Genomic DNA, 10,483 nt, shown 5'->3' on the forward strand with positions numbered 1-10,483 from the left:
CGTCGACCCGCCGCCGCCCACCACCCTGCGGGCGCGTCGGCGCCGGCGGAACCACCCGCAGGAACAACTCCCACAACTCATCAGGCGCCAGCCGGCACAGGAACGCATCCACGAACGAACCAACGATCAATCCCCAAATGAGTCACGGTCTTAGACGTCACCGACGGTGTCGGTTGAAGCGGAACAAGCTCAGGTCTGTCCTGGGCGTGGGGAGCGCTTGAGAGTGATCGGCGCTGTGTTGCAAGCGGCAGCTTGTGCGTCAACGCAAGCGAGGTGGGAAAGCTTAAGGGTAGCCCGATGAGGGAGTTTTGGGCATCCAAGACCCGGCAGCGGCTTCATTTGGACGAATGGGTTGAGCTGATTGTTGGCCTTCCAGGCCTCCGCACCACACAGCAAGAGGAAACTGGGATGGCTGTCCAGGACATCACATTCAACGCCATGACAGCCGAAGAGCTGTTGGCCATCATGACGCACCCGGAGACCTCTCCGTCCGATCGGGACCGTATCCGCGAACGCCTCGTGCAGATGTACAGCTGCCTGGCCAAAACGATCGCCCGTCGCTATCGCAATCGCGGTGAGCCTGTAGACGATCTTGTCCAAGTCGCCTATCTCGGTTTGATGAAGGCCATCAACGGTTACGACGCCAGTCTCGGCCACAACTTCAAAGGGTATGCGGCCATATCGATGACAGGAGAGGTCAAGCGGCACTTCCGCGACCGCACCTGGGCCCTCAGGGTGCCGCGTGTCTACCAGGAACGCCGCGTGGAACTCAACCAGCTCGTCTTCGACCTGGCCCAGTCCTTGCAGCACTCACCCACTGTCACCGAGCTGGCCACGCGCATGCACCTGACGGAGGAGGAGGTGCTCCTGACCCTCGACGTGGCCGCCGCCTACAGCACGTACTCCTTGGACGCTCGCCTGGTCAGCGATGAGGACGAGTGTCTCGGCGACCTCATTCCCGACCAGGACGACAGCCTCGAGACCTTCATCGACGTCCAGGCCGTCAAACCCCTCATCGACGCCCTGCCGCCGCGGGAGAAGAACATCCTGCTGCTGCGCTTTTACGGCAACCTGACTCAGGCGGAGATCGCCGACGAGGTAGGCATCTCCCGGATGCATGTTTCTCGAATCCTGCGCGCGGTACTGAAGAGACTACGGGCCAGCCTCGAGGCGGAGGCCCCGCTCGCCCGCGGGTGAAGGACTGCGGCCCTATGGCCGTACTAGGCAGGCAACTGCGATAGTCGCTTTCCCGGCAGCTGAGACATCCCTGGACCTGGGTGGGCGCTGCTGGCGGCGGCTGAGATGGCAGTGGTGCTGCGGTGGTAAAGAGCCCGCCATGGACGGCGCGGCGGTATCGGCCGAATGTGGCATGGGCCGATAGGACGGTACAAGCGGTGGCAATCACGATCAATGCAGGGGAGCCATGATTTTGCGCAGCAAACCGGGTGAACAAGGCCTGGCGGCCGACGAGTACGGCGCCCGCGGTGGTCTGCACATCGCCGTCACGGCGTCTGAGGGCGCTTCTGCACTGCGGCCGGCCTGACCATCTGATCGGGCTGGTCGCCGCCTGCCCTTCCCCTGTCCTACCCAGGGCCGGGCGGCAGGTCGAGTATCGCTGAGGTCAGCCAGGCCGACCATCACGCTAAACAGGCTCGACGTCAGGGCAAGCGACTCATCGCTCTTCGCCCGGGCCGTTTGCCTTCGTGCCGTTAGGGGCAGCAGCTGCTCCTACCTCGAGCCGTCTTCATTCCGAGGAACAGGACCACAGCCATGAGCACATCAACCGGCGACGATGTCATCGCCGTCCTCAGTCACGACCACCGCGAGGTCGAGCAGATGTTCACCGAACTGGAACAGCTCGGCACGGCCGACGTCGAGCGGCGCCAGAACCTGACTGAGAAGGTCATCATCGAGTTGGTGCGCCACTCGGTCGCCGAGGAGGCCTACCTGTATCCGGCCGTCCGCGATCTTCTTCCCGACGGCAACCAGTTGGCGGATCGTGAAATCGCCGAGCACGCCCAAGCGGAAGAGACGATGAAGCAGCTGGAGCGAAGCGACGCCGGCGAGGCGGGGCATGCCGAGCTGCTGGCTCGTCTGATGGCCGAGATCCGCGATCACATCGCGGAGGAAGAGGGCGAACTGTTCCCGCGGCTGCGTGACGCGGCCAGCGCAGAGCAGCTGGCCGAGCTGGGCCGCAAGGTGGAGGCGATCAAGAAGATCGCCCCGACCAGGCCGCACCCGACCGCGCCCGACACGCCACCGGGCAACAAGCTGATGGGACCGGCCACCGGATTGATAGACCGGATGCGTGACGCGCTCAGCGGCCGGGGCAAAGACTGATTGGTCGCAGAGTGGCTCAGGCGGGAGACCTCGAACGGGCCAAGGCGCTCGCCGTCCCGGGCGAGCGCCTTGCCGCTCACGCTCAGCCCAGATACCCGAAGATTGTCCGTCTTCACGGGTAGTCACCCACCATGAGGATCTTCGCCGCTCTACTCATGTTCCTGGCCGCGGAGTGCGCCCTTGACGTTGGTCCTCCCGCCCGTACGGTGGAACGGTTCGCAGCCGCGACGGCCGCACAACAGGGCGAGGCTGCCTGCGCGCTGCTGACACCCAAGGCCGCGCAGAAACTGCCCGACCAAGGTCAGACCTGCGCGCTGGCACTCGAGGAGCTGGGACTACGCGTTGGCGCGGTGGAGTCGGTCGCCGTGTGGGGCGACGAGGCGCAAGTACGTCTGAACGGCGACACGATGTTCCTGCAGCGCTTCGAGGAAGGCTGGCGCATCAGAGCCGCGGGATGCACGCCAACGGGCGAGGACCAGCCGTACGACTGTGAGGTGGAAGACTGCTGCGCACGGTCTTCATCCTGACGATGTCCGTCATCGTCGTGGGGTTGAGCTGGTTCTTCGCGGTGGGGTTGATGCACCGATGAAGCGTCTCCTCAAGGAGAATTCGCTGTCGCTGTTCTTCCTGCTGATCTTTGTGCTCGCGCTGGTCGGCCAGGCGTTCGCGGGGCAAGCCGACTACAACGATCGGCAGCTGGTGGACGGCGGGCAGCCGATCTCGGTGGTGGAGTATGTCGCGACGTCGGACTTCGCGGTGAACGTTGCGGAGAACTGGCAGTCGGAATACCTGCAGTTCCTGCCGTTCGTTCTGGCCACGGTGTGGCTGGTGCAACGCGGCTCACCCGAATCCAAGGATCGGCAAGGAGGGCGGCGAGCCTGATGTGGATCAGATGGTGGACAGGCACGCCGCGCCTTCGCCGGGCTGGGCCGCAGCTGACGGATGACGCAGGGCGGTGTTCAGCAATTCGCTCGGCTGGGTGATGGGCATCGTCTTCGTGCTCTCCTGGCTGGCCCAGTCGGTCGCAGGCCTGGCCGCCAACAACGGCCAGCGGCTGTCCGAGTTGCGCGACGCGCAAGACTGGGGCGCCTACATCATGAGCGCCGAGTTCTGGAACAGGACGCTGCAGAACTGGCAGTCGGAGTTCCTCGCCGTCGCCTCGATGGTGGTCCTGTCGATCCACCTGCGCCAGCGCGGCTCGCCGGAGCCGGTCGGCGCCTCCCACCAGGCGACGGGAGTGGAGGGCTGACGCCGCTCATGCCGGCTGCCATGGCTTACAAGGGGATACAGCATAAGCCTTTTGCCTGCAGCCTTTGACTGGATCTGACCACGGTTTGCGGAATTCGTACCAGGGCAGCCACATCGAATCTCATCGGTATCTCTGGTCAGAGGAATCAGTCGTGACAGAACGAACGCAGAGCTCCGCTCAGCAGCCAAAGGCACACGAGAGGCCACCTTTCCGCAAACCTGGTTTCAGCCGGGCCTACTCCTTCGCGCTGGTGACGGGTGCTTTCTTCCTCATCTCGTGGTGCGGACAGTTCATCTTCCAAGCCATCTCTTTCGGCAACGAGCAGGCGGAACACGGTCAGAGTTTCGACTGGGCGGAGTATCTGCCGCAGTTCATGGCTTCCACTCTGGAAAACTGGCAGTCGGAGTTCCTACAGCTCATCTGGCAGGCCGCCGGTCTCGCAATGCTGTACTTCTGGGGTTCGTCGCAGTCCAAGGAGAGCGATGAGCGTATCGAGGCCAAGCTCGACGCGCTCCTCAGCGAGCGGGGCATCGACCCGGCCAGCCTGTCGCGAAACACCTGACTCAGGCAGCGACATCGCGTGCTCGACCATCCGTTTGACATGCGCTCGGGGGGGAAACAAAGTCATGGTTCATTCGCGTGCGCCAGTACTCCAAGCGCTCATGGCCCTACCACCGCAGCGGCCAACAGCCCTTCGCATCTCCAGAGCACAAGCAGAAGAATGGCCGACGTGGTGGACGCCGAGCACGAGCTACGCCAGATCATCGGCACGTCTTTCGCGCTGGAACTCGACTCCACCGTAGCCCCGACGAGGTGTCCCTACGGCCAGGCTTGCAACGCCTGGCCGTCGCCGTGTCCGCACTTGATGCGGTATCCGGCTTTGAGGAGCGCGGCCTCGTAGTGCGCAAGCTGCTGCTCGGCGTCTTCAGGCCAGTCGACACACCGGATCAGAAAGGGCGCGTCGTCGTATCCGCCTTCCACGAGGAAGCCGCCGTGCCGGTCGCTGAACTCTCGTAGACCCGCCTTGCGCAACACCGTTCGGATGGTCTCGGCGTCACGATCGCGCACCGTCGCAAGCGCACGACCGTCCATGCCGTAGCCGAACATGGGCTCATCGTCTCTTACCGTCACCACCGTCTCCACCTCCCACGTTTCATGATCGCCGGTCTCACCGGTATGGCCGCGACAGGTCTCCGGAAGTCTCCTCGAGTGCGTGGTCGACCGAGTCATACATCTTGATCGGCAGGTCGGCTGGGCTGGACAGCTCCCGCATCATCTCGGCCAGCCGTCGCAGCTCGGGCGGAGGGCTGGCGATCGCCAGGCTCCCACCACTCGCGGCCAGGATGTCGTCGGTGCTCTCCAGCGTCCGCCACCCGCACACGTCGCAAAAGCGCAAACGGGCAGCGTCCACGACCAGGTTGCGAACGCCTCGGCCCGGCAGCGGCAGCAGCACCGCGTCCAGTAGCGCGAGGTTGCTGACATCGAGTTCGCCGTCCAGCGTGACCACGGCGGTGTCCCGCTCTACGGCGGTCAGCTTCACGGAAAGGTTCATCGCCTGCCTCCGCCAGAGCGAACGGCTGCAGTGATAAGCATGAGACGCGCACCTCCACATACATGCGAAGAGGACGGCCGCGTCTCTGGACCACGGCCACTCGTACCCGTCACCGCCGTCTCAAACATCTCCTGCCACATGTCAGAGTGGAAGAGCCACCGAGGGCATTTCGCACTCGTCGCTCCGACGTCTCGTCACCGGTGCCCGGTGAGACACTGTGTGGTGGAGGCCGAGAGCAGCTCGACCGGTGGTGCTGGGACTCTGGAGCATGCCCTTCGTCTCGAAAGAGCGGGAGGCCATGGTCAGCGCCAGGTGAGTGGATAGGCGCGGTCCGTCTCATCCAGGAAGCGGTCGATGTCCCGCATGGCGAGAGGGGCGGGCATGGGTTGCCTGGACGGCAGAGCCGCGTAAGCCGGCTGGTAGCGCAGAGAGCTTCCGACGTCGAGAGGATAGGCGCGGATGTCGACCCCCACGATCTCGCCTTCCTCTCGAGCGTACTTTTCGATCAGCTCCTGCCAGCGCTCGACCGGTACGACTCCCGGTGACCACAGCCCCTGAGAGAACAAGTTGAGATTGATCTTGTCGTAGGGCTCGCCTTCGTCGAGATACCGTGCGAGCTCTTCGTAGTCGGGCTCCATGTTGAACCGCATCCAGAATGGCACGGCTCCAAGGCGCAGGATCCAGTGGGGATCCCACTGCACATAACTCTCGACGACCAGCCGGGTGGCGGGAAGCCCGCGGCGGTAGTACCACCAGCGGTACAGGTCGGCCGTAAACCGGCTCAGGTCCTGCGGCTCGGAAACGGCGAGCCGGCGCAGGCAGTAGCCGTACCGCTCGGTAACCTGCTCCAGGTCGGGCAGGAGCGCGGGATGGAAGCCCCACTCCGCCTCGGGACGGCGTGCGTCAGGCGTCGGCGGCTCCCAGCGACGCCACGGCGAGTCCTGTTCGGCCAGATAGCGGGCCACGCGGTCGCCGCTGTCGAAGTACTCCTCCTCCGGCAGCCCACCCAGGCAGCCGAACTGGAAGTAGGCCCGTTCGCCCACCTCGGTGGAGCCCCATCGCCTGGCGCAGTCGAGCACGATGACGCTGGCGCCGGGGGCGAGCCGTTCTGCCAAGAACCGTTCGTAGACCCGGCCCAGTGTCAAACGCTTCAGCCGGATGTAGGCCATCGCCTCGATCATGGGCCGATCCTGTGCCGGGTCATGCATGTGATAGACGGCCAGCTCGGGATTGTTCCTGGCAATCAGCCGCGCGGTGGGTGCCAGCGCCTGCATGGCGCCCGCCGGATCGTCGGGGTGGCTGGTGGCATCGCGCAGTCCGACCAGGGTCGTCTGCGGCAGGAATGGCGCCCGCAGCGCGGCGGCCAGGTGTACAGCCCCTCCGCTGGCCGAGCCGATCACCACGGCGGGATGGGGGCCGGGACCGTACTGGTCGACGACCCACTGGGCGAGATCCTCACCGCGGATCTGACGCGCTCGATCCAGGGGGATGGCCTGAGCCGCGCCCATCCCGGTGAAGATCCGTCGCCGGACGCTGTGCGGCGGGGCGGAGGCCAGGGCGGCCAGCCGTGCCGAACCCGGGCCTACCGACATGCCGCGGTGGTCCTTGCCGCGAAGAAAGCGGCCCAGAGCCCGAACCGTGTTGACGCTGGAGTCGAAGTCGACCTGGACACGGCCCGCACGTACATGGCGCATAGGGAAACCTTTCTGCTCAGATGACGGACTGGACGATGCGGGCCAGTTCCGCCGGAGCGCTGTAGTTAAGGGTGTGGCCGGCCCCGGGCACCTCGGCCAGGCGCCCGTGCGGCAGCAGGTCCGCGACCTCCCTCGCCCAAGCATGGGAGACGATGGGGTCCTTGGCGCCGCGGGCCACGACCGCACGGGTGTGGACGTGACCCAGCTTGCGCTCGATCGGGTCGCGGAGGAGAGCGCCGAACGTCCCGAACAGCCTGCGCGGCCCGCAGTCGAGGTAGTCGCGGGCGAGGGTCAGCGCCAGACTCGGCCGTTCCCTCGGGCCGTCCGCCAGCCACCGTACGGCCTGCGCCAACGGTGATCGCGCGCGCCTGTCCATGGTCGGCCCGTTGAGCACCACGGGCCCGAGCAGCTCCGGAGCGTGCACGGCCAGGTCCACGACCACCTGGCAGCCGCTGGAGTTGGCCACGAGCGGTGCACACGCGCGTCCAGTGGCGCGCAGCCACCCCGCCAGCGCCAAGGACAGTCCACGCACGTCCAGCACGCGGTCCGGGCCTGTACTGCGGCCGAACCCTGGCAAATCAACGGCGATCACCTGATGCGCGGGAGCGAGCCGCCGGGCCAGCGGCAGGAAGTACCGATGGGAGCAGCCCAGGCCGTGGACGCACACAAGGGCGGGAGCGGACGCCGGGCCCAACACCGCCGCATGCAGCCGCATCCCCGCCACGGGGGTGAACTCCCGCGCCTGCCAGCCCGTCAACGCAGCACGCGCCGCGCGCCGACGATCAGTCCGATCATTGCAGCCGCGGTGGCCGTTCGGCGCACTGCGGTCTTGCGCCTGCCGTGCCATCCGCCCTCAACCGAGCCCAATCCTGGAGCAGGCTCGTAGAGATTGCCCGATGTGGCCGGCGCCGGCTCCTTCCTCGACAGGTGTGCGCGGTCCACCTGTACGGCCATCATCCGCTCGGTCAGCCCGGGAGCGAGTTTGGACTGTTTCACGAGGTTGCGTCCCATGGTGCCGACAACCACCTCTCTGCGCGGCGACCGTACGAGATTGACGATCGCGCGGGCGACCCGCTCCGGCGGGTACACCGGTGGCATTGCCAGGGGCTTGCGGCCGGTCTGGTTGGCCGCGTGCTGGAACAGCGGTGTGTCGATGGTGGCCGGCAGCACCGTGCACACCTTGATCTTCCGCGCGCCCTCCAGCCGCAACTCCTGTCGCAGGCTCGCGCTGAGCGCCCTGATCGCGTACTTCGACATGCCGTAGGCATGGGTGTACGGCTGGGACACCACGCCCACGATCGAGGAGACGTTCACGAGCACCCCTCTGCCCTGGTCACGCAGATAGGGCAGCGCCGCCCGTGCGCCGTGGACGTAGCCCATGACGTTGACGTCGAGCACACGGCGAAAATCCTCCAGCGGCACCTCGCTGAACGGGCCGAATACGGTGACGGCCGCGCAGTTGACCCACACGTCGATACGGCCGAACCGCTCCACCGCGCGCCGCGCCAGTTCCTCGACGGCCTGGACGTCCGTCACATCTGTGGGGACCGCCAGCGCCTGTCCGCCGAGCCGCTCGCACTCCTTGGCCGTCTCCTCCAGGGCGTCAGCCCGCCTGGCTGCCAGCACCACAGCGGCCCCCTTGGCGGCGAAGGCTCGCGCGGTGGCTCTGCCGATGCCACCAGACGCCCCTGTGACTACGACTACCTTGTCCTTGACCTTCATGAATACCGGACCTACCCAACGGCCACCAGCTAAACAATGAAGCAGTCCGGCCTCGCCAGGGAATACGGGAGGGTGCCAGCCCCTACCGTGGCCCCGGCCACTCAGAGGTGACCGGCGGCGTTCAGTTCTCCAGCGGCCGGATGGGCGAGGCGGCTTGGCGGTCTCCGCGCCACTCGCACATCAAGAAGGTGGCGTCGTCGATGAGCGCTCCGTCATGGTGGTCCAGCACCGCGTGGATGAGGCGGCGCAACATTTCGGGGGCGGCGAGGCCGTCGGCCTGGTGACGGATGACGAAGTCGACGAAGCGGTCGCGTCCGAACTCGTGTCCTTCGGCGTCGCGGGCTTCGATGACGCCGTCGATGTAGAGCAGCAGCCGGTCACTGGGTTGGAGTTGCTCGCGGCGTCTAGGTCAGCCCTGAGCACCCGCCGCTGGGCGGTGCTGAGTTTGCGGGCCGGATACGGCGGCACGTCCCGGACGGTCTGGGGAAAGGCGCCTTCGCCGTCTGTCAGGCGCTTTCCCTGTCCTCGAGGCATCCCAAGGCCGAGTTGAGCGCGCGTCTGCGAGCGTTCAGCAGCCGCACGGGCTCAAGGCCACCGTCACCCAACGGCTGGTCCGTGGGCGCCTGATCACGGTGCACTTCGTAACTTCCCGGACCTGGTCGATCCCACCGGACGAGGTTACCTTTTGGCGCGTTCTAGGCTGCCCGCTGCTCGTGGCCGAGCCCGGACTGCTGCAGCTGGCGGGCCAGCGCATGATCGATCTCAAGCTGCGTGCCTACGCCGATCCCGGCGCCTCCTCGTGTGGCGTGGTCGGTGATGACCTCGAACGGCCTCGCCCGAGATGCTGGCCTTGCTGATCGACGAGCTCCTGGCTACGGATGGCGCGCCGCCTGACGCCATCGCGGTCATTGCCTCGGTAGTGTCCAGCCTCTAGCTAGGTCAACCGGGATACGGCGCACGGAATGATCGGCCAGCTCGGCATGTGCCCGCTGCTGGTGGCCGGGGTGCAGGACAAGTTGGTCACCACGACCATCGTCGACGACGTGGTCGCTCGCCGCCTCGATTGGGCGCATCGTACCTTCCCTTCGGTCGGGCACCTGCTGCCCTATCGAAGACGCGCGACTATGTCGCGACGGTCGTTAACTGGCTGGATTGATGTAGCCAAGCGACGATGAGGCGGCAGTGTTCTTCACTTCCTTCCAGCTGCGGTTCTTGCGCCACGCCGTGGACGCCGTCGTGATTCCGCGTTCAGGCGCACGTCGTCACAGTCCTCCATGAAGGGCTCCTCGGTGAATCGAGGGCGGGAGAGGAGTGCAGCGGGACTGTTTCTCGAGAGCTTTGCCTGACCGAGACGAAGGCGGCTGCTGCCGTACGGTCGTGAGGGTAGGCGGGTGGCATGGACAGCGAGATGCGGGACGAACCTGTCAACGCGCCTGATCGGTGCGGCTGGTGTGGCACGGTCATCCCGCCCGGGACGGGGGTCCACGGCATCGCCACGGATTCTTGGGTGACGGACGACAGTGACGCGCAAGACGACGGTCAGCGTTTCTTGACCAGTTGCGGCTACGAGCACCTGGTCGCTCTCCGAGAGCACTACCGACGTCGTCCGTTCCTTGATGAGGAACTGTGGGCAGGGAAGATCGCCAGCGCCTTCGAGAGGCATGACGTGCTCACTGTCGAAGATCTGGAGCGGGTCACCGGGTTGAGCCGGGAACAGATCCAGCGCTGTGTGGCGTGGCTCGAGACGCAGCTCCACCGGCTGCAGTGAGGAGCGGTGAGGTCGCCCGCAGGCCTCCGTTACCTGGTACGCGGAGGCCCGGGGAAGTGTTAGCGGTCCAGGCGCAGGCTGCCCACGGGGTGCGGCCCTTCGGTCTCCAGCCGGTACTCCTCGCCTGACTTGGCGCGGTTCTCCTCGATCACCCGCTC

At 66.0% G+C, this 10,483-nt stretch carries 13 protein-coding genes and 1 pseudogene; 8 read left to right on the top strand and 6 right to left on the bottom strand.

The genetic code is table 11. The features are described 5' to 3' along the window. Nucleotides 1-408: 408 nt before the first annotated feature. The 6 genes from ABFX50_RS49505 (at nucleotide 409) to ABFX50_RS49530 (ending at nucleotide 4,151) form a co-directional block, all read left to right on the top strand. Complete coding sequence (locus tag ABFX50_RS49505; protein ID WP_346158028.1) at nucleotides 409-1,197, top strand: SigB/SigF/SigG family RNA polymerase sigma factor; 789 nt, start codon at nucleotides 409-411, stop codon at nucleotides 1,195-1,197. Nucleotides 1,198-1,770: 573 nt separating this feature from the next. Continuing rightward, nucleotides 1,771-2,340 carry a hemerythrin domain-containing protein gene (locus tag ABFX50_RS49510; protein WP_346158030.1) on the top strand — a complete coding sequence of 190 codons (570 nt, stop codon included), beginning with the start codon at nucleotides 1,771-1,773 and terminating at the stop codon, nucleotides 2,338-2,340. A gap of 131 nt (nucleotides 2,341-2,471) precedes the next feature. Beyond that, nucleotides 2,472-2,867, top strand: coding sequence for a hypothetical protein (locus tag ABFX50_RS49515; protein ID WP_346158032.1), 396 nt, complete (start codon nucleotides 2,472-2,474; stop codon nucleotides 2,865-2,867). Nucleotides 2,868-2,925: 58 nt separating this feature from the next. Beyond that, nucleotides 2,926-3,222, top strand: a complete 297-nt coding sequence (locus tag ABFX50_RS49520) for a DUF6766 family protein (RefSeq protein WP_346158034.1) — start codon at nucleotides 2,926-2,928, stop codon at nucleotides 3,220-3,222. Nucleotides 3,223-3,295: 73 nt separating this feature from the next. Beyond that, the gene (locus ABFX50_RS49525) at nucleotides 3,296-3,589 is read left to right on the top strand and encodes a DUF6766 family protein (protein ID WP_346158036.1); all 294 of its coding nucleotides are present in this window, start codon (nucleotides 3,296-3,298) and stop codon (nucleotides 3,587-3,589) included. Between the two features lie 151 nt (nucleotides 3,590-3,740). Next, a complete protein-coding gene (locus ABFX50_RS49530) occupies nucleotides 3,741-4,151 on the top strand; it encodes a DUF6766 family protein (protein WP_346158038.1) in 411 nt (136 codons plus the stop codon). A gap of 257 nt (nucleotides 4,152-4,408) precedes the next feature. On the opposite strand, the gene ABFX50_RS49535 is transcribed toward ABFX50_RS49530, so the two are convergent. The 6 genes and pseudogenes from ABFX50_RS49535 to ABFX50_RS49560 form a co-directional block, all read right to left on the bottom strand. Beyond that, nucleotides 4,409-4,696: a hypothetical protein gene (locus ABFX50_RS49535; RefSeq protein ID WP_346158040.1), complete on the bottom strand. Its 288-nt coding sequence runs from the start codon at nucleotides 4,694-4,696 to the stop codon at nucleotides 4,409-4,411. A gap of 61 nt (nucleotides 4,697-4,757) precedes the next feature. Further along, nucleotides 4,758-5,129, bottom strand: a complete 372-nt coding sequence (locus tag ABFX50_RS49540) for an STAS domain-containing protein (protein WP_346158042.1) — start codon at nucleotides 5,127-5,129, stop codon at nucleotides 4,758-4,760. A 314-nt stretch (nucleotides 5,130-5,443) separates the two neighbouring features. Then, nucleotides 5,444-6,733: a hypothetical protein gene (locus tag ABFX50_RS49545; RefSeq protein ID WP_346158045.1), complete on the bottom strand. Its 1,290-nt coding sequence runs from the start codon at nucleotides 6,731-6,733 to the stop codon at nucleotides 5,444-5,446. A gap of 118 nt (nucleotides 6,734-6,851) precedes the next feature. Continuing rightward, entirely contained in the window at nucleotides 6,852-7,592 is a 741-nt protein-coding gene (locus ABFX50_RS49550) for an alpha/beta fold hydrolase (RefSeq protein WP_346158048.1), read from the bottom strand. Continuing rightward, nucleotides 7,589-8,557: an SDR family oxidoreductase gene (locus ABFX50_RS49555; RefSeq protein ID WP_346158050.1), complete on the bottom strand. Its 969-nt coding sequence runs from the start codon at nucleotides 8,555-8,557 to the stop codon at nucleotides 7,589-7,591. Before ABFX50_RS49555 ends, ABFX50_RS49550 begins: the two co-directional genes overlap by 4 nt. Before the next feature lie 121 nt (nucleotides 8,558-8,678). Further along, nucleotides 8,679-8,957 (bottom strand): annotated as a pseudogene (locus tag ABFX50_RS49560) (SpoIIE family protein phosphatase); the annotation flags it as partial. A 562-nt stretch (nucleotides 8,958-9,519) separates the two neighbouring features. On the opposite strand from ABFX50_RS49560, the gene ABFX50_RS49565 reads away from it, so the two are divergent. Both ABFX50_RS49565 and ABFX50_RS49570 read left to right on the top strand, forming a co-directional pair. Beyond that, nucleotides 9,520-9,732, top strand: coding sequence for a hypothetical protein (locus ABFX50_RS49565; RefSeq protein ID WP_346158052.1), 213 nt, complete (start codon nucleotides 9,520-9,522; stop codon nucleotides 9,730-9,732). Between the two features lie 221 nt (nucleotides 9,733-9,953). After that, a complete protein-coding gene (locus tag ABFX50_RS49570) occupies nucleotides 9,954-10,325 on the top strand; it encodes a cyclin family protein (protein WP_346158054.1) in 372 nt (123 codons plus the stop codon). The last annotated feature ends 158 nt before the right edge of the window (nucleotides 10,326-10,483 follow it).

The sequence above is a fragment of the Nonomuraea recticatena genome (assembly GCF_039533245.1).
Lineage (GTDB): Bacteria > Actinomycetota > Actinomycetes > Streptosporangiales > Streptosporangiaceae > Nonomuraea > Nonomuraea roseola.